Origin of the sequence: Pseudomonas sp., from assembly GCF_017744435.1 — a bacterium.
Lineage (GTDB): Bacteria > Pseudomonadota > Gammaproteobacteria > Pseudomonadales > Pseudomonadaceae > Aquipseudomonas.
The window spans coordinates 1-23335 of the sequence record NZ_JAGIBG010000038.1 but is presented as its reverse complement, the minus strand read 5'-3'; the positions used below and the strand labels follow the sequence as shown (position 1 = coordinate 23335).

At 62.8% G+C, this 23335-nt stretch carries 23 protein-coding genes and 1 riboswitch; of the genes, 14 read left to right on the top strand and 9 right to left on the bottom strand.

Annotated elements, in window-relative coordinates; all coding sequences use genetic code 11:
- Positions 1–5 precede the first annotated feature (5 nt).
- Together metF and ahcY are read right to left on the bottom strand one after the other, a co-directional pair.
- Positions 6–851 (bottom strand): methylenetetrahydrofolate reductase [NAD(P)H], encoded by an 846-nt coding sequence (metF, locus tag J7573_RS21965; protein WP_159412389.1) that lies wholly within the window; start codon positions 849–851, stop codon positions 6–8.
- Between the two features lie 126 nt (positions 852–977).
- The gene (ahcY, locus tag J7573_RS21960; RefSeq protein WP_099815603.1) at positions 978–2387 is read right to left on the bottom strand and encodes an adenosylhomocysteinase; all 1410 of its coding nucleotides are present in this window, start codon (positions 2385–2387) and stop codon (positions 978–980) included.
- A 20-nt stretch (positions 2388–2407) separates the two neighbouring features.
- Positions 2408–2504: riboswitch (S-adenosyl-L-homocysteine riboswitch) on the bottom strand.
- Positions 2505–2683: 179 nt separating this feature from the next.
- Here ahcY and J7573_RS21955 point away from each other — a divergent pair.
- A complete protein-coding gene (locus tag J7573_RS21955) occupies positions 2684–3085 on the top strand; it encodes a hotdog domain-containing protein (RefSeq protein WP_012274534.1) in 402 nt (133 codons plus the stop codon).
- Between the two features lie 32 nt (positions 3086–3117).
- Here the strand turns inward: J7573_RS21955 and J7573_RS21950 are convergent, their stop codons facing one another.
- Positions 3118–4353 carry a sodium:proton antiporter gene (locus J7573_RS21950; RefSeq protein ID WP_103445969.1) on the bottom strand — a complete coding sequence of 412 codons (1236 nt, stop codon included), beginning with the start codon at positions 4351–4353 and terminating at the stop codon, positions 3118–3120.
- Between the two features lie 201 nt (positions 4354–4554).
- Between J7573_RS21950 and J7573_RS21945 the strand changes: the two genes are divergently transcribed.
- Together J7573_RS21945 and J7573_RS21940 are read left to right on the top strand one after the other, a co-directional pair.
- Positions 4555–5388 (top strand): EamA family transporter, encoded by an 834-nt coding sequence (locus J7573_RS21945; RefSeq protein ID WP_294340311.1) that lies wholly within the window; start codon positions 4555–4557, stop codon positions 5386–5388.
- A 28-nt stretch (positions 5389–5416) separates the two neighbouring features.
- Entirely contained in the window at positions 5417–5803 is a 387-nt protein-coding gene (locus tag J7573_RS21940; RefSeq protein ID WP_294340310.1) for an MAPEG family protein, read from the top strand.
- A gap of 112 nt (positions 5804–5915) precedes the next feature.
- Here the strand turns inward: J7573_RS21940 and J7573_RS21935 are convergent, their stop codons facing one another.
- Positions 5916–7067: an MltA domain-containing protein gene (locus J7573_RS21935; RefSeq protein ID WP_294340309.1), complete on the bottom strand. Its 1152-nt coding sequence runs from the start codon at positions 7065–7067 to the stop codon at positions 5916–5918.
- Positions 7068–7186: 119 nt separating this feature from the next.
- On the opposite strand from J7573_RS21935, the gene J7573_RS21930 reads away from it, so the two are divergent.
- Positions 7187–7633, top strand: a complete 447-nt coding sequence (locus J7573_RS21930; RefSeq protein ID WP_294340308.1) for a cytochrome c — start codon at positions 7187–7189, stop codon at positions 7631–7633.
- A 30-nt stretch (positions 7634–7663) separates the two neighbouring features.
- Here J7573_RS21930 and J7573_RS21925 read toward each other — a convergent pair whose 3' ends face one another.
- The 4 genes from J7573_RS21925 to J7573_RS21910 all read right to left on the bottom strand — a co-directional run bounded on the left by J7573_RS21925 (position 7664) and on the right by J7573_RS21910 (position 12226).
- Positions 7664–8056: a DUF1090 domain-containing protein gene (locus J7573_RS21925; protein WP_294340307.1), complete on the bottom strand. Its 393-nt coding sequence runs from the start codon at positions 8054–8056 to the stop codon at positions 7664–7666.
- 131 nt (positions 8057–8187) lie between these two features.
- A complete protein-coding gene (gene ligB, locus J7573_RS21920) occupies positions 8188–9879 on the bottom strand; it encodes an NAD-dependent DNA ligase LigB (protein ID WP_294340306.1) in 1692 nt (563 codons plus the stop codon).
- 144 nt (positions 9880–10023) lie between these two features.
- Entirely contained in the window at positions 10024–11214 is a 1191-nt protein-coding gene (gene metK / locus J7573_RS21915; RefSeq protein WP_103445962.1) for a methionine adenosyltransferase, read from the bottom strand.
- A 19-nt stretch (positions 11215–11233) separates the two neighbouring features.
- Entirely contained in the window at positions 11234–12226 is a 993-nt protein-coding gene (locus J7573_RS21910) for a metalloregulator ArsR/SmtB family transcription factor (RefSeq protein ID WP_294340302.1), read from the bottom strand.
- Between the two features lie 226 nt (positions 12227–12452).
- Between J7573_RS21910 and tkt the strand changes: the two genes are divergently transcribed.
- The 9 genes from tkt (at position 12453) to J7573_RS21865 (ending at position 21833) form a co-directional block, all read left to right on the top strand.
- Positions 12453–14450 (top strand): transketolase, encoded by a 1998-nt coding sequence (tkt, locus tag J7573_RS21905; protein WP_294340300.1) that lies wholly within the window; start codon positions 12453–12455, stop codon positions 14448–14450.
- Positions 14451–14604: 154 nt separating this feature from the next.
- Positions 14605–15666 carry an erythrose-4-phosphate dehydrogenase gene (gene epd / locus J7573_RS21900; protein ID WP_294340299.1) on the top strand — a complete coding sequence of 354 codons (1062 nt, stop codon included), beginning with the start codon at positions 14605–14607 and terminating at the stop codon, positions 15664–15666.
- 12 nt (positions 15667–15678) lie between these two features.
- The gene (locus tag J7573_RS21895) at positions 15679–16842 is read left to right on the top strand and encodes a phosphoglycerate kinase (protein ID WP_294340298.1); all 1164 of its coding nucleotides are present in this window, start codon (positions 15679–15681) and stop codon (positions 16840–16842) included.
- A 32-nt stretch (positions 16843–16874) separates the two neighbouring features.
- On the top strand, positions 16875–17093 hold the full coding sequence (locus J7573_RS21890) for a hypothetical protein (RefSeq protein ID WP_294340297.1): 219 nt from the start codon (positions 16875–16877) through the stop codon (positions 17091–17093).
- A gap of 76 nt (positions 17094–17169) precedes the next feature.
- Positions 17170–17499, top strand: a complete 330-nt coding sequence (locus J7573_RS21885) for an MliC family protein (protein WP_110633321.1) — start codon at positions 17170–17172, stop codon at positions 17497–17499.
- 100 nt (positions 17500–17599) lie between these two features.
- Positions 17600–18664: a class II fructose-bisphosphate aldolase gene (gene fba / locus J7573_RS21880; protein WP_008093958.1), complete on the top strand. Its 1065-nt coding sequence runs from the start codon at positions 17600–17602 to the stop codon at positions 18662–18664.
- A gap of 199 nt (positions 18665–18863) precedes the next feature.
- Entirely contained in the window at positions 18864–20984 is a 2121-nt protein-coding gene (locus J7573_RS21875) for an EAL domain-containing protein (protein WP_294340283.1), read from the top strand.
- 39 nt (positions 20985–21023) lie between these two features.
- Positions 21024–21524, top strand: coding sequence for a M48 family metallopeptidase (locus J7573_RS21870; RefSeq protein ID WP_294340281.1), 501 nt, complete (start codon positions 21024–21026; stop codon positions 21522–21524).
- Between the two features lie 12 nt (positions 21525–21536).
- Positions 21537–21833, top strand: a complete 297-nt coding sequence (locus J7573_RS21865; RefSeq protein WP_023378388.1) for a winged helix-turn-helix domain-containing protein — start codon at positions 21537–21539, stop codon at positions 21831–21833.
- Here J7573_RS21865 and J7573_RS21860 read toward each other — a convergent pair.
- The gene (locus J7573_RS21860; protein ID WP_294340279.1) at positions 21808–22281 is read right to left on the bottom strand and encodes a GNAT family N-acetyltransferase; all 474 of its coding nucleotides are present in this window, start codon (positions 22279–22281) and stop codon (positions 21808–21810) included. The genes J7573_RS21865 and J7573_RS21860 overlap by 26 nt on opposite strands.
- Positions 22282–22447: 166 nt before the next feature.
- Here J7573_RS21860 and J7573_RS21855 point away from each other — a divergent pair, with 166 nt between their 5' ends.
- A complete protein-coding gene (locus J7573_RS21855; protein WP_294340278.1) occupies positions 22448–23185 on the top strand; it encodes a transporter substrate-binding domain-containing protein in 738 nt (245 codons plus the stop codon).
- The last annotated feature ends 150 nt before the right edge of the window (positions 23186–23335 follow it).

Here is a 23335-nt window from a genome sequence, read left to right as displayed (position 1 = left end):
AAGTTTCAGCGTGGCAGTTTCAGATTGTTCCAGATCGCCAGGCTCGCCTCGGCCTGGTTAAGGGTATAGAAGTGCAGGCCCGGTGCGCCGCCTTGCAGCAGTTGCTCGCACATGCGGGTGATGACTTCTTCGCCAAAGGCCTGGATGCTCGCGGTATCGTCGGCGTAGGCTTCCAGCTGCTTGCGGATCCAGCGCGGGATCTCGGCGCCGCAGGCATCGGAGAAACGCGCCAGCTTGCTGTAGTTGGTGATCGGCATGATGCCGGGCACCACCGGGATGTCGACGCCCATTTTCTGCGCACGCTCGACGAAGTAGAAGTAGCTGTCGGCGTTGAAGAAGTATTGGGTGATGGCGCTGTCGGCACCGGCCTTGACCTTGTGCACGAAGTTGCCCAGGTCGGCCTCGAAGTTGCGCGCTTGCGGATGCATTTCCGGATAGGCGGCTACTTCCAGGTGGAAGTGGTCGCCGGTTTCCTGGCGGATGAACTCGACCAGGTCGCTGGCATAACGCAGCTCACCACTGGCCATGCCCATGCCCGACGGCAGGTCGCCACGCAGGGCGACGATGCGCTTGATGCCGGCTGCCTTGTACTCGGCCAGCAGGGCGCGCAGTTCGTCCTTGGTGTCGCCGACGCACGACAGGTGCGGCGCGGCAGGGATCTTCACTTCGCTTTCCAGCTGCAGCACGGTGTTCAGCGTGCGGTCGCGGGTAGAACCACCGGCACCGTAGGTGCAGGAGAAGAAGTCCGGGTTGTATGCGGCCAGCTGGCGAGCAACGCCCATCAGCTTCTCGTGACCGGCGTCGGTCTTGGTTGGGAAGAACTCGAAACTGTAACGGCGATCTTGGGACATCAGGCGTTCCTCGAGCAGCAGGCCTCTGGCAGCAAGCTGCAAGTAAAAGCCAGATCGGTGATGGCCGATCTGGCTTGGGCATCGTTCAGGTTTCGGCGTTGGAGCGTGTCGCTCCAAGCCTGCCGCTTAGTAGCGGTAGGCGTCCGGCTTGAACGGGCCTTCGACGGTCACGCCGATGTACTCGGCCTGTTGCGGGGTCAGCTGGGTGACCACGCCACCGAAGCCGCGGACCATTTCCAGGGCCACTTCTTCGTCGAGTTTCTTCGGCAGCACTTCCACGGTCAGGCGCTCGGCCTTCTTGGCAGCTGGCAGTTCAGCGAACTTCTGCTCGAACAGGAAGATCTGCGCCAGCACCTGGTTGGCGAACGAACCGTCCATGATGCGGCTTGGGTGGCCAGTGGCGTTGCCCAGGTTCACCAGGCGGCCTTCGGCCAGCAGGATCAGGTAGTCGTCGTTCTGCGGGTCGAAGGTGCCAGCGCCGGTGCGGTGGATCTTGTGAACCTGCGGCTTGACCTCTTCCCATGCCCAGTTCTTGCGCATGAAGGCGGTGTCGATTTCGTTGTCGAAGTGGCCGATGTTGCAGACCACGGCACGCTTCTTCAGGGCTTTGAGCATGTTGGCGTCGCAGACGTTGACGTTACCGGTGGTGGTGACGATCAGGTCGATGCGGCCCAGCAGGTCGGCATTGATGCCGGCTTCGGTGCCAGTGTTGATACCGTCCTTGAACGGCGAAACGACTTCGAAGCCGTCCATGCAGGCCTGCATGGCGCAGATCGGGTCGACTTCGGTGACCTTGACGATCATGCCTTCCTGACGCAGCGACTGGGCCGAGCCCTTGCCCACGTCACCATAGCCGATTACCAGGGCCTGCTTGCCCGACAGCAGGTGGTCGGTGCCGCGCTTGATGGCATCGTTCAGGCTGTGACGGCAGCCGTACTTGTTGTCGTTCTTGCTCTTGGTGACCGAGTCGTTGACGTTGATCGCCGGGACTTTCAGCTCGCCCTTGGCCAGCATGTCCAGCAGGCGGTGCACGCCAGTGGTGGTTTCTTCGGTCACACCGTGGATTTTTTCCAGCATGGCCGGGTATTTCTTGTGCAGGATTTCGGTCAGGTCACCACCGTCGTCCAGCACCATGTTGGCGTCCCAAGGCTGGCCATCTTTCAGGATGGTCTGCTCGATGCACCACTCGTACTCCTGCTCGGTTTCACCTTTCCAGGCGAACACAGGAATGCCGGCGGCGGCGATGGCGGCAGCGGCCTGGTCCTGGGTGGAGAAGATGTTGCACGACGACCAGCGGACTTCGGCGCCCAGGGCGACCAGGGTCTCGATCAGTACGGCGGTCTGGATGGTCATGTGGATGCAGCCGATGATCTTCGCGCCCTTGAGCGGTTGCTCGGCTTGATACTTGCGGCGCAGACCCATCAGTGCCGGCATTTCCGATTCGGCGATGATGACTTCCTTGCGGCCCCAGTCGGCCAGGGAGATGTCGGCGACCTTGAAGTCGGAAAAACCAGCAGGCGTGTTTACAGCGCTCATGAGAGCCTCCATTCGTAGTGTGCGAATGGGCGCCGTTGTGCGTTGAGCGTCCGCTTCAGCGGACAACGCCCCAACCGAGCCTGACAGGCCGAGCCTGCTGCAGCGCCCCTCGGATGGGTGGCGGGATGGCCGCCACTGCGGGCAGCCATGAGAATCGGCAGCGATTATAGCCGTGGCTGTGTGACACACCCAAGGCTTTCTGTCGATTTATCGCGACGATAGTCGATGTTCAATGGAGCGCTGGCGGCCGCTCTGCCATCATTACTTCACGTTAGCCAAGCAGGTCAGGAGTAAAGATGAACTTTCACACCCGCAAATGGGTAAAACCCGAAGACCTCAACCCCAACGGCACGCTGTTCGGCGGCAGCTTGCTGCGCTGGATCGACGAAGAAGCGGCAATCTATGCCATCGTCCAGCTGGGCAACCAGCGCGTGGTGACCAAGTACATGTCGGAGATCAACTTCGTCAGCGCCTCGCGCCAGGGCGACATCATCGAACTGGGCATCACGGCCACCGAGTTTGGTCGTACCTCGATCACCCTCAAGTGCGAAGTACGCAACAAGATCACCCGCAAGAGCATTCTGACGGTCGACAAGATGGTCTTCGTCAACCTGGGCGAAGACGGCTTGCCGGCGGCCCATGGGCGGACCGAGATCAAGTATGTTCAGGACCAGTTCCCGGACTCCGCCGTCGAGTGACTGTCAGGGGCCGCAGAGCGGCCCCTGCATTTTCAAGGCTGTGCGCTGACCTTGCGCACTACCCGGCCGATGCTCAGCCCCTGCACCAGGATCGACGACAACACCACGATGTAGGTGATCGACAGCAGCAGGTCACGTTCCGCGCCCAGTGGCAGCGACAGCGCCAGGGCCACCGACACCCCGCCACGCAAGCCACCCCAGGTCAGCACCCGCACGGTACCTTTCGGCACCGGCCGCCAGCGCCGCAACAGCACGATCGCCGGGGCCACGGTCAGTAGCCGCGACAGCAGCACCGCCAACGCCAGCACGCCACCCGCCGCCAGGTGCAGCCAGTTGAACGGCAGCAGCAACAGCTCCAGGCCGATCAGGGCGAACAGCAGGGCATTGAGCATGTCGTCGATCAGTTCCCAGAAGCCGTCCATGTAGCGGCGGGTCATGTCGTTCATTGCCAGGTTGCGCCCCAGGTTACCGATGATCAGGCCGGCAACCACCATGGCGATCGGTGCCGAAACATGCAGCTCGTAGCACATCGCCGAACCCCCGATCACCAGCGCCAGGGTCAACATGACTTCGACCTGGTACTGCTCGACGCTCTTGATCATGCGGTAGGTGGCATAGCCGATCACGCCGCCGAACAGCACCCCGCCGATGGCTTCGCGGGCGAACAGGATGGCGGTGTCGGAGACACTCGGCGTTTCGCCCAGCTGGATGATGCCCAGCAGGACGGTGAACACCACGACTGCAGTACCGTCGTTGAACAACGATTCACCGACGATGGTGGTCTTCAGCGGCTTGGAGGCGTTGGCTGTACGCAGCGCGCCCAGTACGGCGATCGGGTCGGTCGGGGAGATCAGCGCGCCGAACAGCAGGCAGTAGATCAGCGGCACCTGCCAGCCGAACATCGCGAACACCCAGTGCGACAGGTAGCCGATCACCACAGTGGCAATCAGCACACCCAGGGTGGCCAGCAGGCCGATCGGCCAGCGGTAGCTGCGCAGGTCGCTGAGGTTGACGTGCAGTGCGCCGGCGAACAGCAGGAAGGCCAGCATCCAGTGCATCAGCAGGTCGTTGAAATCGATCTGGTTCATCAGGCCTTCGACGCGTTCTTCCAGGCCAGGGAAGCCGATCAGGCTCAGGCCCTGCAGCATCAGGGAGAACAGCAACGCCGTGACCATCACGCCGATGGCGGGTGGCAGGCCGATGAAGCGGTAATTTACATAGGTGAGGAGGGTGGTAAGGCAGATAAACGCGGCAACTAGTTCAAGCATCCCGAATCCTGTGACAGTGGCTTCCAAGTCGTTACCCGAATGGCTCGGGCAGTTCTTTGATGATCTGGCGAGGGGTTCGGGACACAGGATTTGACCAGGATCCTTGAAATCGTTCCTGATCGATGGTGATTACAGCCATACAGCGCTATTGATCATCGTTATATGATGCACAGCTTACAAAAACAGAAAGGACTGCAAGGCGTGCTGGCAACTTCCCTGGTATTGGTCGCCGCCCTGCTGCACGCGACCTGGAACACCCTGATCAAATTCAGTGCCGAGCGCCTGCTGGTGATCGCCAGCATGGACGTCGTGGCGCTGCTGTTCGCCGTGTGCGCGGTGGCCTTCACCGAGTTCCCGCCTGCCGAGATCTGGCCTTGGCTGCTGGCTTCGGCGCTGGCCGAGCAGTTGTACCGGTTCCTGCTGATCCAGGCCTATCGGGTCGGTGATCTGGGGCTGGTCTATCCTCTGATGCGCGGTCTGTCGCCGCTGGTGGTGCTGGGACTGACCCTGGCGTTTGCCGGTGAGTCGCTCAGCCCGCAGCAGATCATTGGCATCCTGCTGATCCCGTGTGGCATGGCGTGCCTGTTGTGGCAGGGCGGCGGCGGTGACCGCTTGCCGTGGTCGATGCTGCCGGTGGTTGCGCTGATCGGCCTGTGTATCGGTTGCTACACCTGGTTCGATGGCCAGGCGGTGCGGTTGTGGGGTAAACCCTGGGACTACCTGGTGTGGTTGACGCTGCTCAGTGCCTGGCCATTCCCATTGCTGGCCAGCGTGGCGCGGCGGGCACCGTTCGTGCTGTTCTGGCGTACACAATGGCGATTGGGGTTGGCGGTGGGCTTTTGCGTGCTGTTCAGTTATGCACTGGTGCTGTGGGCCATGCACCTGGGGTCGGTGGCCGAAGCGGCAGCCCTGCGCGAATTGAGTGTGATACTGGTGGTACTGCTGGGCATGCGCTACCTCAAAGAACCTTTTGGCGGGCCGAGACTCCTAGCTTGCGGGCTGGTCCTGGCAGGCATGCTGGTGATGAAGCTCTGACCCGAACATTGAACAAGGAGTCCTGTGCATGACCGTTGCCCTGTGGTGCATCCTGATCGCCCTGTGCCTGCCGCCACTGTGCGCATTGATTGCGAAAGTGAGCAGTGGCCGCTTCGGCTTGCGTGACAACCATGACCCGCGTGCCTTCCTCGATACCCTGTCGGGCCTGCCAAGGCGTGCGCATGCAGCCCAGCAGAACAGTTTCGAGGCGTTTCCGGCGTTCGCCGCAGCGGTGCTGGTGGCGGATATCGTCGGCAATGCCGAGCAGGTGACCCAGGATGTGCTGGCGGTGATGTATATCACCAGCCGGTTGCTGTACATCATCTGCTACCTGGCGGACTGGGCGGCGCTGCGGTCTCTGGTGTGGTTTGCCGGGCTGGCGTTGATCGTGTCGTTCTTCGTGGTTTCTGTCTGAAACCGAGTCGCCTGCTTCGCGGGCTTGCCCGCTCCCACAGGTACAACACAGCATTCAAGGGCTGTGGTGTACCTGTGGGAGCGGGCGAGCCCGCGAAGAATCCAACGCAGAGTCAGAGGACTTTCGGTACTTCAGGCAGCGGCTTGCCCTTGGGCCACAGCATCCAGATCTGCCCTTGCTGCTTCATGTTTCCCGCCAATTCCCCAGCCTCTGGCCCGGTCCCCCAGAACAGGTCCGCGCGCACTTCGCCTGCGATGGCACCGCCGGTATCCTGGGCGCCCACCGGGCGTACCACCAGCGACCCATCCGGGCGCGTGGTGGACAGCCATAGCAGGCTACCCAGCGGAATCACCTTGCGGTCGATGGCCACGCTGTAGCCCGCTGTCAGCGGCACGTTCAGAGAGCCGCGCGGCCCTTCGTTGCTGTCCGGGCGGGCACTGAAGAACACGTAGCTAGGGTTGCTGGCCAGCAGTTCCGGCACGCGCTGCGGGTTGGCCATGGCCCAGGCGTGGATGCTGCCCATGGTCACGTCTTCTTTTTTCAACTGGCCTTGTTCCACCAGCCAGCGGCCGATTGGCCGGTAGGGGTGGCCGTTCTGATCGGCATAGCCCAGCCGCAGCTGGCGGCCATCTTCCAGCTGGATTCTGCCCGAGCCCTGGATCTGCAGGAACTGCAGGTCCATCGGATCGGTCAGCCAGGCCAGCACGGGCGCCTTGACGCCATCGCGGCTGATCACCTCGGCGGTGTCGTAGGGTTTGAGCACGCGACCGTCCAGGCGGCCACGCAGGCGCTTGCCCTTGAGTTCGGGGTATACGCTGGCCAGGTCGACCACGATCATGTCATCGGGTACGCCATAAACCGCCACGTGTGCCGCTTCGGTGCGCTTCAGGCTGCCGGGGTAGACCGGTTCGTAGTAGCCGGTGATCAGGCCGTTGGCATTGTTATCGGCGGAACGCAGGCCATACACCTGCAGGTTCTGCTCAAGGAACGTGCGCACCTGGGTGGCGCTCGCCGTGTCGCTGCCGGCCGCTTCGCAGGTGGCGGCCCACACCGGGTCGCGCTTGAGTTTTTCGCAGCCGCTGCGCCAGGCGTAGAAGCCGGCCAGCAGGTCTTCATCGCTGACCGCAGGCAGGTCTTTCCAGGTGGCCGGGGCATAGGTGGCGATGGCATGAGGCTCGGGCTTGGCGTTTTCGCCGCCGTTGCAGCCGGCCAGCAGGGCGAGTGCCGGGAGTGTCCAGGCCAGATGGCGCAGGGCAGATTTCATCAGTGGGTACCTATGGCTGGCGAACATGAAGATTCGCCCTTGTGTTTTATGTGGCTATTGGTCTTTGCCTGGCAGGCGGCGATACTGGTCGCCCCTTTGCGTAGGCTGAAGTGACCGTGATGTTCAAGCGATTGACCGTTGTACTGCTTGCTGCCCTTGCCCTGACTGCCTGTGACCGAGTCGACCCCAACTCGCCGCTGGGCAAGCGCAAGGCAATCTTCAAGGACATGCTCAAGACCAGTGAAGACATGGGCGGCATGTTGCGCGGCCGGTTGCCTTTCGACGGGGTGAAGTTCGCCGATGGCGCGTTGAAGCTCGATGGCCTGGCCCACGCGCCGTGGCAGCATTTTCCACAGGTGCGGGATGAGGGCGACAGCAGCGCACGGCCGGAAGTGTGGGAGCGGCAGGCGCATTTCCATGACCTTGCCCGGCAACTGGAGGGCGTGACCGGCGAGTTGGTCGACATGACGCGGACCCAACCGTTGGACGCGGCGCAATTGAAGGCACCGATGGACAAGGTCGAGGCGGCGTGCAAGGCGTGCCATAACGAGTTCCGCAATCATTGATCGCCTGCGTCAACAGGCGATCAGCAAGGATCAGCGGTCCAGGTCGTCCACGGCTTCCTGCAGCTCTTTACGGGACTCGGCAAGCTTGTCCTTGCGCTTGATGATCTTTTCCGCGTCGCCTTTTTTCTCGGCCTTCTTCAGGTCTTTCTCGCGCTGAGCCACTTCATGACGGGCATCCAGCACTTTCTGCTCGCGCTCTTTGCGCAGGCCCGCGTCGGTGCAATTGTCAACGCCACGCAGTGCTTCCTCGAGCCCTGCCACCTGATCGCTGTTGCCGTGGTCGCGGGCGATTTTCAGCTGGTTCTCGATGGCGCTGCGCTTGGCGGCGCAACCGGTCAGGCCCTCTTCGGGTTGGGCGGCTTGCGCGACACCAGCGGCGAGGCCAAGCGTGGTCAGCAGTGCCAGGGTGGAAATCAATTTCATCAAAGCCTCCTTGTGGGGGCGGGGCGGCAAAAGTTGGGGCAAATCCTGCCTTGCTTTTGACCATTTAGGAACCCTTGTTGGATATTTCTGGAACAATCCAGGCGTCTCCTGACAAGGGTCTTTGTCAAAACTCATTGCTGCACACGCTGGGCCGCAGCAGGAAACCCCTGGATGCCGCTATCACTCAGCTGTTGTGCCAGGGCCTGCACGTGCTCGGCCGCGAAAAAAGCTTGTAGCTGACTGGCGCGGGTTGCGCCAATGCCAGGCAAGGCTTGCCACTCAGTGGTCGAGCGCCGGGCGAGGGTTGCCCAATCGCCCTCGAGCGGCAGATTGCGTGGTATCGGCACGCCAAGACCGTTGATCCACTGGGCGAAAGGCCTGGTTCGGCCAGCCTCGAAGCTTCGCTGCAAGCGCCTGGCGCTGGTATCGCTGATGCCAGGCAATTGGGCCAGCCGCTCGGCGTCCAGCTCCAGCCAGTCGCTCAGCGACGTTACCAGCCCGGCTTGTACCAGCCGTCGCCAAGTGCCGGGCCCGGTGCCCGGCATGGCCAGGCCATGTTTGCCACTGAGCCAGGTGAGGCGGGCAATGAACTGTTCTTCGCAGTGTTCACCAGCCTGCCAGCACGTCAAGGCACCGTATTGATCCAGCGCAGGAACCGTCAAGCTTTGGCGCTCGGTGGCGCGGTGCACCACCTGTTCGAAGCGCGGGATGGTCAGCCCCGCCAGGCTGATGGCGACCTGATCCCCAGGGCGAACATCGAGTTCCTGCCAGCGAGCCAGGGAGCCCAGGCTCACCTGGGTAACACGGCGGTCGTCGAGTTGGACCGGCTGCAGCTTCAGGACCGGTGTGATTCGGCCCGTGCGGCCGATGCGAAAGTGCACGTCACGCACTTCGCTCAACACCTGGGCAAAGGGATGCTTCCAGGCTGCGATCCAGTAAGGCGCATTGCTCAGCCAGCGCTCGGCGGGTGGCCGTGTGTTCTGGCGCAGGATCACGCCGTCCGTGGCGAAGGGCAGGGCAGAACGATACCAGTGCTGGCGCCAGTGTGCAGCTTCGCCAGCGCTGCCGATGGCCACGCTGTAGCGCTGGCTGTCGGGGAAGCCCAGTGCCGCGAGCCTGGCCACACGCTCGCCCTGATCGCTCGGCCCTTGCGGCCAGTCCCAGACAAACAGCGCAATGTCTGCGCCTTGCTCACGGGCCAGCTGCTTGCGCGCCAACAACCCCGCGACGGTGGTGCGGGCGTTGACGCTACCGTTGCGTGCTTGCACATGGTCATTCAGACGCATGTACAGCTCCCCTTGCAGGGTCAGGTCCAGTGGGCTCGGCAAGTGCCGGTTGATGCCTTCCAGAGCCTCGATATGCCGGCTCCAGTCATGCCCCTGGGTGCCGTCACCCCGACTGAGCAGTTGGGCCAGCCGGCCTTGCTGATAGACCAGGGTCACCGCGACGCCATCGACCTTCGGTTGCAGCCAGACACCGGTCTTGCCGGCCATCCACTGGCTCACGGCCTGTTCATCCGGCAGTTTGTCGACGCCGGTATGTGGGATCGGGTGGGCAATCGGCCCGCGTGCGCTGGCCAGTGAATCCAGCTCACTCTCCAGTGCGAAACACCCTTGCAGGTGCAGCAGGCGGTGCCGGCTCTGGTCATAGACCTCATCGGGCACCAGCGAGTCGCCCAGGCGATGGTAGTGGTCATCCCATTGGTTAACCGCCGCGCGCAGGCGGGTGACTTCTGAGTGAGCCCGCTCGGCTGACCAGGTTGGGCAGTCGGCGGCTTGTGCGTTGAACGATAGAACGAGCAGGAACAGGAGCACTAATGGCATGGCCAGCATCCTTGCTTGGCAGAGGGGAAGCCTCAGCCTAGGCAACGCAAGCAAGCGTTGCGCCGCGCAGTTGTCAGCCGATATGTCACAAAAAAGCCCCTGCCGATCACTCGGCAGGGGCTTTCATTTACCGCTGTAGTGAATTTACAGGCCGGCAGCGTCACGCAGCGCCTGGGCGCGGTCGGTGCGCTCCCAGGTGAAGGTGGTGAAGGTGTCGTCGCCGACAGTCTTCTGCTGTGGCTCACGGCCGAAGTGGCCGTAGGCAGCGGTTTCCTGGTACATCGGGTGCAGCAGGTCGAGCATCTTGGTGATGGCGTACGGGCGCAGGTCGAAGCACTCGCGTACGATCTGGATGATCTTGTCGTCGGAAACCTTGCCGGTGCCGAAGGTGTTGATCGAGATGGAGGTCGGCTGGGCCACGCCGATGGCGTAGGACACCTGGATCTCGCAACGTTCGGCCAGGCCGGCGGCAACGATGTTCTTGGCCACGTAGCGGCCGGCGTAGGCGGCGGAACGGTCGACCTTGGACGGGTCCTTGCCAGAGAACGCGCCACCACCGTGACGGGCCATGCCGCCGTAGGAGTCGACGATGATCTTGCGGCCGGTCAGGCCGCAGTCACCCACCGGGCCACCGATGATGAAGTTGCCGGTCGGGTTGATGTGGAACTGGGTGCCTTTGTGCAGCAGTTCGGCCGGCAGGGTGTGCTTGACGATCAGCTCCATCACGGCTTCCTGCAGGTCTTTCAGCGAAACCTCAGGGTTGTGCTGGGTCGACAGGACCACCGCGTCGATACCGACGACCTTGCCGTTCTCGTAACGGCAGGTGACCTGCGACTTGGCATCCGGGCGCAGCCATGGCAGCAGGCCGGACTTGCGCGCTTCGGCCTGGCGCTCGACCAGACGGTGCGAGAAGCAGATCGGCGCTGGCATCAGTACGTCGGTTTCGTTGCTGGCGTAGCCGAACATCAGGCCCTGGTCACCCGCGCCCTGGTCTTCCGGCTTGGAGCGGTCGACGCCCTGGGCGATGTCCACCGACTGTTTGCCGATGATGTTCATCACGGCGCAGGTGGCGCCGTCGAAGCCGACGTCGGAGCTGTTGTAGCCGATGTCGATGATGACCTTGCGCACCAGCTCTTCCAGGTCGACCCAGGCGGAGGTGGTGACTTCGCCGGCGATGATGGCGACACCGGTCTTGACCAGGGTTTCGCACGCAACGCGGGCGTACTTGTCCTGGGTGATGATGGCATCAAGGACCGCGTCCGAAATCTGGTCGGCGATCTTGTCCGGATGCCCTTCGGACACGGACTCGGAGGTGAAAAGGGAGTATTCGCTCATCTCGACGGGTTCCTAAAATTTACCGATGGTGAGTGTCGCCAGCCGTCCGCTGAAAATGGCGGACCTGGATCTGGAAACCGTTACGCAAGCCCACATAGAGGCTGTCCCCGGGGACCAGCCCGGCTGCTGCGGCCCAACGGGCCAGGTCGTCCTGTTCGAAGCCGAGCCAGAGGTCGCCGCAGGCTTCCCGCGCCCAACCCTGGTCATGGCTGCACAGTTCGGTGACCAGCAGGCTGCCGCCTGCCTTCACCCGTTTGGCCAGCTGGCGCAGGGCCAGGGCCGGGTCGCTGAAATGGTGCAGGACCATGTTCAGCACAACGCAGTCGGCTTCCACATCCGTTGCACCCAGTGCATCGGCCAACTGCAGGTTTACATTACTCAAGCGTTCGCGTTCGCAGACCTGGCGGGCCAGCTCGAGCATGGTCGGGCTGTTGTCCAGGGCCGTGACCTGGGCGAAGCGCCGTGCCAGGTCCGGGAGGAAACCGCCATCGCCGGGGCCGACTTCCAGCGCGCTGGCGGTCGGCGCAAAGTTCAGCTTGTCGAGCAGTGCCAGCAGGCTTTCGCGGTACTGCGGCAAGCCGGCGATGAGGTCTTGCTGGGCGCGGAATTTTTCTTCCACGCGCAGGAAGAAGTCCTGGCTGGTGGCGGCGCGGCGTTGCTGCACCTGGGCGATGCGGGCCTGGACATCTTCCGGCAAGGTCAGGCCGTCGACCTCGTCGAGCAGGGCCATGTGCAGACGCCCGCCGAAGCGCTGGCCATCGGGCAGGGCGCGACGGTAGAAGATCGCATTGCCTTCGCGCCGCGTGGCCACCAGATCGGCCTGGGCCAGCACCTTGAGGTGGTGGCTCATGCCTGACTGGCCGATGTCGAAGATCTGCGCCAGCTCCAGCACGCCGTACGAATCACTGGCCAGGGCGCGCAATACGTTCAGGCGCAGCTCATCACCACTGGCCTTGCACAGGGCGGCCAGTGTGTCGCTTTGCTGAGGGATCGGTTGCGCACGGAGGTTCATGGGGCGGCAGTCTAGACAGGCAGGGCTGCCCCCGCAAGATCAATATCAAAAAGTTTTGATATTGACTGATGGGCGGGTGGCCCTGGCGGTTTTTTCGCCGTTATGGAGGCCAATCACAGGAAAATCCCCCAACTGCGACCATCCGTCATTGCCCCCGGCCCCCGCAGTGGGCGAAAATGGCCGCCTTTTTCGTGACACCACCTATTCAAGCCCCAGGAGATAAGCGATGCCCAGCCGTCGTGAACGTGCCAACGCCATTCGTGCACTCAGCATGGATGCCGTGCAAAAGGCCAACAGCGGCCACCCAGGTGCCCCCATGGGCATGGCGGATATCGCCGAAGTGCTTTGGCGCGACTACATGAAGCACAACCCGAGCAACCCGAAGTTCGCTGACCGTGACCGCTTCGTGCTGTCCAACGGCCACGGCTCGATGCTCATCTATTCGCTGCTGCACCTGACCGGCTACGATGTCACCATTGATGACATCAAAGGCTTCCGCCAGCTGCACAGCCGTACCCCGGGCCACCCGGAATACGGCTACACCCCAGGCGTCGAGACCACCACCGGCCCGCTCGGCCAAGGCATCGCCAACGCCGTGGGCTTCGCCCTGGCCGAGAAAGTGCTGGCTGCCCAGTTCAACCGTGACGGCCACAAGATCGTCGACCACAACACTTATGTGTTCCTCGGCGACGGCTGCATGATGGAAGGCATCTCCCACGAAGTCGCCTCGCTGGCCGGCACCCTGGGCCTGAACAAGCTGATCGCCTTCTACGACGACAATGGCATTTCCATCGACGGCGAAGTGCACGGCTGGTTCACCGACAACACCCCGGCGCGCTTCGAAGCCTACAACTGGCAGGTCATCCGTAACGTCAATGGCCACGATGCCGATGAAATCAAGATGGCCATCGAGACTGCGCGCAAGAGCGACCGTCCGACCCTGATCTGCTGCAAGACCATCATCGGCTTCGGTTCGCCGAACAAGCAGGGCAAGGAAGACTGCCACGGCGCACCGCTGGGCAACGACGAAATCGCCCTGGCGCGCAAGGAACTGAACTGGAACCACGGTCCGTTCGAAATCCCGGCCGACATCTACGCCGAGTGGGATGCCAAGGCTGCCGGTGCCAAGGCCGAAGCCGACTGGAACCAGCGTTTCGACGCCTACGCCAAGGCCTTCCCGGAACTGGCTGCCGAGTTCAAGCGCCGTGACAGCGGCGAGCTGCCGGCCGACTTCAGCGAGAAGGCCCAGGCCTACATCAATGAAGTAGCCGCCAAAGGTGAAACCATCGCCAGCCGCAAGGCCAGCCAGAACGCGCTGAATGCCTTCGGCCCGATGCTGCCTGAGTTCCTTGGCGGTTCGGCTGACCTGGCCGGCTCCAACCTGACCCTGTGGAAAGGCTGCAAGGGCGTCGAAGCCAATGACGCCAGCGGCAACTACGTGTTCTACGGTGTGCGTGAGTTCGGCATGACCGCGATCATGAACGGCGTTGCCCTGCACGGTGGCCTGGTGCCTTACGGCGCGACCTTCCTGATGTTCATGGAATACGCTCGCAACGCGGTGCGCATGTCGGCGCTGATGAAACAGCGCGTGATCCACGTCTACACCCACGACTCCATCGGCCTGGGCGAAGACGGCCCGACTCACCAGCCGATCGAGCAGCTGACCAGCCTGCGCAGCACGCCGAACCTGGACACCTGGCGCCCAGCCGACGCGGTCGAATCGGCCGTGTCCTGGAAAAACGCCCTGGAGCGCAAGGACGGCCCATCGGCGCTGATCTTCTCGCGCCAGAACCTGCAGCACCAGGCGCGCGATGCCCAACAGATCGCCGACATCAGCCGCGGCGGCTACGTGCTCAAGGACTGCGCTGGCGAGCCTGAGCTGATCCTGATCGCCACTGGTTCGGAAGTGGGCCTGGCCGTTCAGGCACAAGCCAAGCTGACCGAGCAGGGCCGCAAGGTGCGCGTGGTTTCCATGCCTTGCACCAGCGTGTTCGATGCCCAGGACGCTGCCTACAAGCAGTCGGTACTGCCGGTCGAAGTCGCTGCGCGCATCGCCATCGAAGCTGCCCACGCGGACTTCTGGTACAAGTACGTCGGTCTGGAAGGTCGTATCATCGGCATGACCACCTATGGTGAGTCGGCTCCGGCCGCTGCACTGTTCGAGGAATTCGGCTTCACCCTGGAGAACATCCTGGGCACCGCCGAAGAGCTGCTGGAAGACTGATGTAAAGATCTGCGGGCGGTGTCGCCCCTGATTCGCGGGCAAGCCCGCTCCCACAGAGGTTGCAGATGACCCTGTGGGAGCGGGCTTGCCCGCGAATAGGGGCGACACTCGATGCCGCAGGCTGATGACAATAAAACTGTCTCGTGAGCACCGAATGTCCCACCCGCGTCCTTACAAAGTTGCACTCAACGGTTACGGCCGCATCGGCCGCTGTGTCCTGCGCGCACTGTTCGAGCGGGGGGCAACGGCCGGTTTCGAGATCGTTGCGCTGAACGACCTGGCCGATCAGGCCAGCATCGAATACCTGACACGCTTCGACTCCACCCACGGGCGTTTCCCCGGCGAGGTGAAGGTCGACGGCGACTGTCTGCACATCAACGGCGACTGCGTGAAAGTCATGCGCAGCGCTACCCCTGAAGGCATCGACTGGGCCGCCCTGGGTGTCGACCTGGTGCTGGAGTGCTCCGGCGTCTACCACACCCGCGCCGATGGCCAGCGTTTCCTCGATGCCGGCGCGCCGCGCGTACTGTTCTCGCAGCCCATGGCCAGCGAGGCCGACGTCGACGCCACCGTGGTCTATGGCATCAACCAGGATTGCCTGACGGGCAACGAACGCCTGGTGTCCAACGCCTCCTGCACCACCAACTGCGGCGTGCCGCTGCTGCGCGTGCTGGACCAGGCATTCGGCATCGAGTACGTGCAGATCACCACCATCCACTCGGCGATGAACGACCAGCCGGTGATCGATGCCTATCACCACGAAGACCTGCGCCGCACGCGTTCGGCCTTCCAGTCGGTGATCCCGGTGTCCACGGGCCTGGCGCGCGGCATCGAGCGCTTGCTTCCGGAACTTGCCGGGCGAATCCAGGCCAAAGCGGTACGCGTGCCGACCGTCAACGTCTCGTGCCTGGACATCACCCTGCAGACCGCCCGCGACACCAGCGCGGCCGAGGTCAACCGGGTGCTGCGTGAGGCGGCGCAGAGTGGCCCGCTCAAAGGCCTGCTGGCCTACACCGAGCTGCCTCACGCCAGCTGTGATTTCAACCATGACCCGCATTCGGCCATCGTCGATGCCAGCCAGACCCGCGTCTCAGGCCCACGCCTGGTGAACCTGCTGGCTTGGTTCGACAACGAATGGGGGTTCGCCAACCGTATGCTCGACGTTGCCGAACACTATCTGCACGTCGTCCACCCAACCCGCAGCAAACAGCCCTGAAGGACTGCATTCATGACCGTGTTGAAGATGACCGACCTCGACCTGCAAGGTAAGCGCGTACTGATCCGCGAAGACCTCAACGTACCTGTGAAGGACGGTGTGGTAGCCAGCGATGCGCGTATCCTGGCAGCGCTGCCGACCATCAAGCTGGCCCTGGAAAAGGGTGCGGCGGTAATGGTCTGCTCGCACCTGGGCCGCCCGACCGAAGGCGAGTTCTCTGCCGAGAACAGCCTCAAGCCGGTTGCCGACTACCTGAGCAAGGCCCTGGGCCGCGAAGTGCCGCTGGTTGCCGACTATCTGGACGGCGTTCAGGTCAACGCGGGTGACCTGGTGCTGTTCGAGAACGTTCGCTTCAACAAGGGCGAGAAGAAAAACGCCGACGAGCTGGCACAGAAGTACGCCGCCCTGTGCGACGTGTTCGTCATGGACGCATTCGGCACCGCTCACCGCGCTGAAGGTTCTACCCATGGCGTCGCCAAGTTCGCCAAGGTCGCTGCCGCTGGCCCGCTGCTGGCCGCCGAACTGGACGCGCTGGGCAAGGCCCTGAAAGCCCCGGCCAAGCCGATGGCGGCCATCGTCGCCGGCTCCAAGGTGTCGACCAAGCTGGACGTGCTGAACAGCCTGAGCAGCGTCTGCGACCAGCTGATCGTCGGTGGCGGCATTGCCAACACCTTCCTCGCCGCTGCCGGTCACCCGGTCGGCAAGTCGCTGTACGAGCCTGACCTGGTCGACACCGCCAAGGCCATCGCCGCCAAGGTCAGCGTGCCGCTGCCCGTCGACGTGGTGGTTGCCAAGGCCTTTGCCGAAGACGCCGAAGCCACCGTCAAGGCCATCGCCGACGTAGCCGCCGATGACATGATCCTGGACATCGGCCCGCAGACCGCAGCCAATTTCGCCGAGCTGCTGAAGTCGTCGAAGACCATCCTGTGGAACGGCCCGGTCGGCGTGTTCGAGTTCGACCAGTTCGGCAACGGCACCAAGGTGCTGGCCAAGGCCATCGCCGAAAGCGCCGCGTTCTCCATCGCCGGTGGTGGCGATACCCTGGCTGCCATCGACAAATATGGCGTCAGCAAGGAAATCTCCTACATTTCTACCGGTGGCGGTGCCTTCCTCGAGTTCGTCGAAGGCAAAGTGCTGCCCGCCGTGGCGATCCTGGAAGAGCGGGCAAAAGCCTGACAATGGCGGCGCCTGGCAAAGGGAGCGACCTGATGGTCAAGCAATTGCCTGTGATGATCCTGGCCGGCCTGCTGGGCGCTTGCTCCAGCGGCCCGTCCACGGATGCCGACCCGGCGCAGCCGCCCAAGGGCGGTTGCTACCAGTCCGAGTGGCAGGCCGAGACCGTACCGGTCATCAGCAAGCGCGTCGGCCCGCAAGGCCTGGAAAAGTACGACGAAGAACACCAGCACCAGGCGCCGGGTTGCCCTTGAAGAGAACGACCGAACCTGGCGTTTCGTCGGGGCAGGCAACCAAGCGACCGCTGTGTGGTCATCTAGAGGATATGTAATGAAAGCGCTGCTGGCCTCGATGGCCCTGGCGACACTGGCAGGATGCTCGCTGATGCAGCCTGCGCCTTCCGCCCCGGCGGACAACTGGACCCGCTGGGTCTGTGACACCCAGGCCGAAGTGCTGTGGCGCTTCGCTGATGCACAACGGGACCAGGTTGACGTGCGCCTCGGCGGCGGCGACCAGGTCTATCGGCTCAAGGCCGAGCCGGGCGCCTCTGGCGCGCTGTACAGCGATGGCGTGCTGGCCTTCCACACCAAGGGCGAAGAAGGCCTGGTGTACTGGGTGGCAACCAACGATCTGATTGGGCGGGGCTGCAAGGCACCGTGACTGGCCGGGCCGCACAGGCGGCCCACACTACTTGAACAGCAACCGCCCCTGCGGCAGGCTTGCACGAAACAAACGACGCTTGTCGGGAGAGAGATACACAATGGCACTCATTAGCATGCGCCAGATGCTGGACCACGCCGCCGAGTTCGGTTACGGCGTTCCGGCTTTCAACGTCAACAACCTCGAGCAGATGCGCGCCATCATGGAAGCGGCCGACAAGACCGACTCCCCGGTGATCGTCCAGGCTTCGGCCGGTGCCCGCAAATACGCCGGTGCCCCGTTCCTGCGCCACCTGATCCTGGCCGCCATCGAAGAATTCCCGCACATCCCGGTGTGCATGCACCAGGACCACGGCACCAGCCCTGACGTCTGCCAGCGCTCGATCCAGCTGGGCTTCAGCTCGGTGATGATGGACGGCTCGCTGGGTGAAGACGGCAAGACCCCGACCGACTACGAGTACAACGTTCGCGTCACCCAGCAGACCGTGGCCATGGCCCACGCCTGCGGCGTTTCGGTGGAAGGCGAGCTGGGCTGCCTGGGCTCGCTGGAAACCGGCATGGCCGGTGAAGAAGACGGCATCGGTGCCGAAGGCGTGCTGGACCACAGCCAGATGCTGACCGATCCGGAAGAAGCCGCTGACTTCGTCAAGAAGACCCAGGTCGACGCCCTGGCCATCGCCATCGGCACCAGCCACGGTGCCTACAAGTTCACCAAGCCGCCTACCGGTGACGTGCTGGCCATCGACCGTATCAAGGAAATCCACAAGCGCATCCCTAACACCCACCTGGTGATGCACGGTTCTTCCTCGGTACCGCAAGAGTGGCTGGCGATCATCAACCAGTACGGCGGCGACATCAAAGAGACCTACGGCGTACCGGTCGAAGAGATCGTCGAAGGCATCAAGCACGGCGTGCGCAAGGTCAACATCGACACCGACCTGCGCCTGGCATCCACCGGTGCCATGCGCCGCCTGATGGCACAGAACCCGAGCGAGTTCGACCCGCGCAAGTTCTTCGGTGAAACCGTGAAAGCCATGCGTGACGTGTGCATCGCCCGTTACGAAGCGTTCGGCACTGCCGGCAATGCCTCGAAGATCAAACCGATCTCCCTGGAAGGCATGTTCCAGCGCTATCTGAAGGGTGAGCTGGCCGCCAAGGTCAACTGATTCACAGGTGCAGTCATGAAAAACCCGCAGCGATGCGGGTTTTTTTATGTATCGAAAATGCTGCAAGGCAACCGTTAGTCGGCTACCGTGAAACTAATTCACTGATAGCGATCTGATTGCATTGCTTGTCGCAACCTCAGGTCTAGAGTATTAATCGGATCCAATAGTAAGTCGAAGTCGGTCAAACAAGAGAAGCAGCATGGATGGCGCTTACCCTCAACCACTGGATGGCAAATCGGTTCTCCTGGTGGTAGACGATTACCCGGAAAACCTCATTAGCATGCGGGCCTTGCTGGCGCGCAATGATTGGCACGTGTTGACGGCAAGCTCGGGGATGGAAGCCCTGGGTACGTTGCTCGAACACGAGGTCGATCTGGTCCTGCTCGATGTGCAGATGCCCGAAATGGACGGTTTCGAGGTCGCCCGGCTGATGCGCGGCAGCCAACGCACCCGGCTGACCCCGATCATCTTCCTCACCGCCAACGAGCAGTCCGATGCCGCCGTGCTCAAGGGCTACGCCAGCGGTGCGGTGGATTACCTGTTCAAACCGTTCGATCCACAGATTCTCAAGCCCAAGGTACAGGCGCAGTTGGACCAGCAGCGCAATCGGCGCATGCTGCAGCGCTTGACCCGCGAGCTGGAGGCGGCCCGGGCGTTCAACGCCTCGATCCTGGAAAATGCCGCCGAAGGCATCCTGGTGGTCGATGCCGAGGGTGTCATCAGCTTTGCCAACCCGGCGATCTCGCGCTTGATGCATACCCCGGTCGAACAACTGCAGGGTGCCCAGCTGCTCGATCTGCTGCAGTTGGCCAATGCCACCCTGTGGAGCGAATCCGAATTCCGCAATGCCTATCTCGCGCGGCAGATCGTGCGGGTCCATGATGCCCACCTGCGCATCCCGGGTGGTCAGGTGGTGCCGGTAGCCCTGTCATGCGCGCCATTGCCGGCGGAGCAGCAGGCGATGGTGGTCACGGTGTTGGACATGTCGGTGGAGCGCAACCTGCATCAACAACTGGAGTACCAGGCGGTGACCGACCCGTTGACCGGGCTGCTCAACCGCCGCGGGTTCTACCAGGCTGCCGAAGGCGTACTGCTGCGCGGCGAGCGCTCGAACAAGACCCAGGCCCTGATGTACATGGACCTCGATGGCTTCAAGCGGATCAACGACTCGCTGGGCCATGAAGCCGGTGACCGCGTGCTGCACTGGGTGGCCGAGCAGATCAAGGACTGCCTCGGCAGCGAGGCGTTGCTGGCGCGCATGGGGGGCGATGAATTCACCGCACTGTTCGACGGCCTGCCATACCCGGAACTGGCCGGGCGCTATGCCGAGAAACTGCTTGAACGGGTGTCGATCCAGCAGCAGGTGGAAGGGATGGATGTGTGCCTGGGCGTCAGCATCGGCATCGCCACCTACCCCGACTGCGGCGGCAATGTCGAAGGCCTGCTGCGTGCCGCCGACACAGCGATGTATGCAGCCAAGCGGGCCGGTCGCCAACAGTATCGCTTCTATGATCAGGAGCTCAATGGCCGTGCCCGCTCAAGGCTGATGCTTGAAGACAGTGTGCGCAATGCCATCGAAGCCCAGGATTTCAGCCTTGTGTACCAACCCCAGGTGGCCTTTGCCGATGGCCAGCTAAGGGGGTTCGAAGCCCTGCTGCGCTGGCAGCACCCCAGCGTTGGCGATGTGCCGCCCGGGCTGTTTATCCCCTTGCTGGAAGAGGCACGGCTGATCAACCGCCTGGCCAGCTGGATCTACCGCCAAGGTGCCGCGCAGCGTCAGGCCTGGTGCCAGCGTTTCGACCCGGAACTGGTGTTGGGTATCAGCCTGAGCCGCGCGCAGTTCTCCATGCCCAGCCTGGTCGATGAACTGCAGCGGGTGATCCAGGATTACCAGCTCGACCCGGCGCAACTGGAGGTCGAGGTTGCCGAGACCTCGCTGATGTACAACATCGACACGGCGATCAAGCAGATTCACCGCCTGCGTGAACTGGGCGTGCGCGTGGCGCTGGACGATTTCGGCGCGGGCGACTGTTCGCTGCGCATGTTGCGCGACCTGCCCATCGACACGTTGAAGCTGGACCGCCATCTGGTGGCGCGCCTGCCGGACTCGGCGGAGGATGCCGCGCTGGTGCGCAGTGTCATCGGGTTGTGCGCGGATTACCGCATCACCGTGATCGCTGAGGGTGTTGAAACAGAGGCCCAAGCTGCGTGGCTGAAGGCAAACGGTTGCGCTTACGTCCAGGGCTTTCTGGTCGCGCACCCGATGACGGCGGCTGATGCCAGTGGCTTTCCGGCGATTTTTCCCTGGCTGCGGCCGTGATTGGCTAGAATCGGCATTCGTTACGCCGAATGCCATGCCATGACCGTATTACGCTATTTGCAAGCCTACCCACCGCACCTGCAGGAGCAGGTGCGGCAGATGATCGACAGCGACCGCTTGGGCGAGTACCTGCAGCGCCGCTACCCCGGGCGCCATGACGTGCAGAGCGACAAGGCGCTGTACGGCTATGCCCAGGACCTGCGCCAGCAATACCTGCGCAGTGCACCCAACCTGGACAAGGTGCTGTTCGACAACCGCCTGGACCTGACTCATCGGGCCCTGGGGCTCAATACCGCGGTTTCGCGGGTGCAGGGCGGCAAGCTCAAGGCGAAGAAGGAAATCCGCATAGCCTCGTTGTTCAGGGAGGCGGCGCCCGAGTTCCTGCGCATGATCGTGGTGCACGAGCTGGCGCACCTGCGCGAGCGCGATCACAACAAGGCGTTCTACCAGCTCTGCCAGCACATGGAGCCGGCTTACCACCAACTGGAATTCGACCTGCGCGTCTACCTGACCTACCGGGAGTTGCCAGGCAACCTGTAAGGATCACGCAGCATGGATGTGAGCAAGACCAAGAGCAGTTTCTACCGCCGCCTGTACGTGGCCTGGCTGATCGACAGCCAGACCGCCACCAGCGTGCCGGCGCTGATGGAGGCTACCGGCATGCCACGGCGTACGGCACAGGACACCATCGCCGCTCTCGCCGACCTGGACATCGTCTGCGAGTTCGAGCAGCAGGAAGGTGCGCGCAACCATGCCGGGCATTACCGCATCCATGACTGGGGGGCGATCGACAAGCAGTGGATCATCCAGCACCTGCGGCAGATCAGGGAAGTACTGGGGTATCCATGACCTTGCGCATGCCGATATGCGGAATGTCATCCTCAAGGTATTGCTCACCCACCACTGCAAAACCGTGCCGGGCATAGAACCCTTGCAGGTGTGCCTGCGCCGACAGATAAACCGGCGTCCCGTGCCAGCAGTGGCTGGCCGCTTCCAGCCCTTTCATCAGCAGCGGATGACCGAGTTTCAGGTCGCGCACCTCGGGTGAGGTCACCACCCGCCCGATAACTACATCGCCGCCCTGCGACTGCGGATCGAGCAGGCGCAGGTAGGCGACCAGCTTGTCATCCTGCCAGCCCATCAAGTGCAGGGTGTCGCCCGTCAGGTCCTGGCCATCGACTTCCTGATAGGCACAGCGTTGCTCGACCACGAACACGGCGGTACGCAGTTGCAGGATGGCGTAGAGCTCATGCTTGTCGAGGTCGGAGTGATGCTTGCAAAGCCAGTGGATGGACATGGTGAATCTCCTGAAATGGATGGCTGATCATCGCAAATTTTCGCAGCTCGGCCAAAATAGAGGCTAAATGACATTATTGGCCGCTGCCCCAGGCAACGGCTTTGTGTAATCTCATCTGCGAATCGCCTTCCACAGCGTGTGCCTCCCACTGCAAAAGGACTTCTGCATGCGGCCACTGCTTTGCGCGTTGGGTATGCTGGGCGTGCTCCTGGCAGCACCTGCATCCGGCCATGACAGGTTGCGGCTGGTGGCCGACAACTGGCCGCCGTTCACCGACAGCACCATGCCGGGCGGTGGCCTGGCCACCAGCCTGGTCAGCACGGCGCTGGCCCGTGCCGGGTATGCCAGCGGCTACGAGGAAGTGCCTTGGGCGCGGGCCTTGATGGGCATTGGTGAAGGGCGCTACGACGTGCTGATCAGCGCCTGGTACAACGACGGGCGCAAACTGATCGGGCAGTTTTCCAAGGGCTACCTGAGCAATCGCATTCGTTTGCTCAAGCGCAAGGGTGATGCCTTCCGTTACCAGCATCAGCCCGACCTTTATCCCTACAGCATTGCGGTCGTGCGTGACTATGCCTATTCACCCGCCTTCGATGGTGATACCCGCTTGCACAAGGTGGAGGTCCGCAACTTCTCGACCGCCGTGCGCATGCTGGCAGCCGGAAGAGTGAACCTGGCCGTGGAAGATGAGTATGTGGCGCGCTACAACCTGCAGCGCGAGCCGCAGGAAGTGCGCGATGGCGTGACCTTGGTGGAGCCGCTGCTGGCGGAGAATACCCTGCATATTCTGGTGAGCCTGAAGCACCCCGATCACCAGCAGATCGTCGAGCGCTTCGAGCAGGCCATTGCAGCGATGAAGGCCGATGGCAGCTATGAAAGGTTGATGCGCCAGCATGGTTTCTGACCTCTAGCGACTGTGCCGGCCTCTTCGCGGGCAAGCCCGCTCCCACAGGTTCAACTCAGCCCCTATAAGCGGTGGAGCTTCTGTGGGAGCGGGCTTGCCCGCGAAGAGGCCGGCACAGTCGCTAGAGGTCAGAAACCATGCTGGCGCATC

What these genes read in the sequence shown, in the direction of transcription:
- metF (WP_159412389.1), bottom strand. Translation starts at nt 851, where the DNA reads ATGTCCCAAGATCGCCGTTACAGTTTCGAGTTCTTCCCAACCAAGACC.
- ahcY (WP_099815603.1), bottom strand. Translation starts at nt 2,387, where the DNA reads ATGAGCGCTGTAAACACGCCTGCTGGTTTTTCCGACTTCAAGGTCGCC.
- J7573_RS21955 (WP_012274534.1), top strand. Translation starts at nt 2,684, where the DNA reads ATGAACTTTCACACCCGCAAATGGGTAAAACCCGAAGACCTCAACCCC.
- J7573_RS21950 (WP_103445969.1), bottom strand. Translation starts at nt 4,353, where the DNA reads ATGCTTGAACTAGTTGCCGCGTTTATCTGCCTTACCACCCTCCTCACC.
- J7573_RS21940 (WP_294340310.1), top strand. Translation starts at nt 5,417, where the DNA reads ATGACCGTTGCCCTGTGGTGCATCCTGATCGCCCTGTGCCTGCCGCCA.
- J7573_RS21935 (WP_294340309.1), bottom strand. Translation starts at nt 7,067, where the DNA reads ATGAAATCTGCCCTGCGCCATCTGGCCTGGACACTCCCGGCACTCGCC.
- J7573_RS21930 (WP_294340308.1), top strand. Translation starts at nt 7,187, where the DNA reads ATGTTCAAGCGATTGACCGTTGTACTGCTTGCTGCCCTTGCCCTGACT.
- J7573_RS21925 (WP_294340307.1), bottom strand. Translation starts at nt 8,056, where the DNA reads ATGAAATTGATTTCCACCCTGGCACTGCTGACCACGCTTGGCCTCGCC.
- ligB (WP_294340306.1), bottom strand. Translation starts at nt 9,879, where the DNA reads ATGCCATTAGTGCTCCTGTTCCTGCTCGTTCTATCGTTCAACGCACAA.
- metK (WP_103445962.1), bottom strand. Translation starts at nt 11,214, where the DNA reads ATGAGCGAATACTCCCTTTTCACCTCCGAGTCCGTGTCCGAAGGGCAT.
- J7573_RS21910 (WP_294340302.1), bottom strand. Translation starts at nt 12,226, where the DNA reads ATGAACCTCCGTGCGCAACCGATCCCTCAGCAAAGCGACACACTGGCC.
- tkt (WP_294340300.1), top strand. Translation starts at nt 12,453, where the DNA reads ATGCCCAGCCGTCGTGAACGTGCCAACGCCATTCGTGCACTCAGCATG.
- epd (WP_294340299.1), top strand. Translation starts at nt 14,605, where the DNA reads ATGTCCCACCCGCGTCCTTACAAAGTTGCACTCAACGGTTACGGCCGC.
- J7573_RS21895 (WP_294340298.1), top strand. Translation starts at nt 15,679, where the DNA reads ATGACCGTGTTGAAGATGACCGACCTCGACCTGCAAGGTAAGCGCGTA.
- J7573_RS21890 (WP_294340297.1), top strand. Translation starts at nt 16,875, where the DNA reads ATGGTCAAGCAATTGCCTGTGATGATCCTGGCCGGCCTGCTGGGCGCT.
- J7573_RS21885 (WP_110633321.1), top strand. Translation starts at nt 17,170, where the DNA reads ATGAAAGCGCTGCTGGCCTCGATGGCCCTGGCGACACTGGCAGGATGC.
- fba (WP_008093958.1), top strand. Translation starts at nt 17,600, where the DNA reads ATGGCACTCATTAGCATGCGCCAGATGCTGGACCACGCCGCCGAGTTC.
- J7573_RS21875 (WP_294340283.1), top strand. Translation starts at nt 18,864, where the DNA reads ATGGATGGCGCTTACCCTCAACCACTGGATGGCAAATCGGTTCTCCTG.
- J7573_RS21870 (WP_294340281.1), top strand. Translation starts at nt 21,024, where the DNA reads ATGACCGTATTACGCTATTTGCAAGCCTACCCACCGCACCTGCAGGAG.
- J7573_RS21865 (WP_023378388.1), top strand. Translation starts at nt 21,537, where the DNA reads ATGGATGTGAGCAAGACCAAGAGCAGTTTCTACCGCCGCCTGTACGTG.
- J7573_RS21860 (WP_294340279.1), bottom strand. Translation starts at nt 22,281, where the DNA reads ATGTCCATCCACTGGCTTTGCAAGCATCACTCCGACCTCGACAAGCAT.
- J7573_RS21855 (WP_294340278.1), top strand. Translation starts at nt 22,448, where the DNA reads ATGCGGCCACTGCTTTGCGCGTTGGGTATGCTGGGCGTGCTCCTGGCA.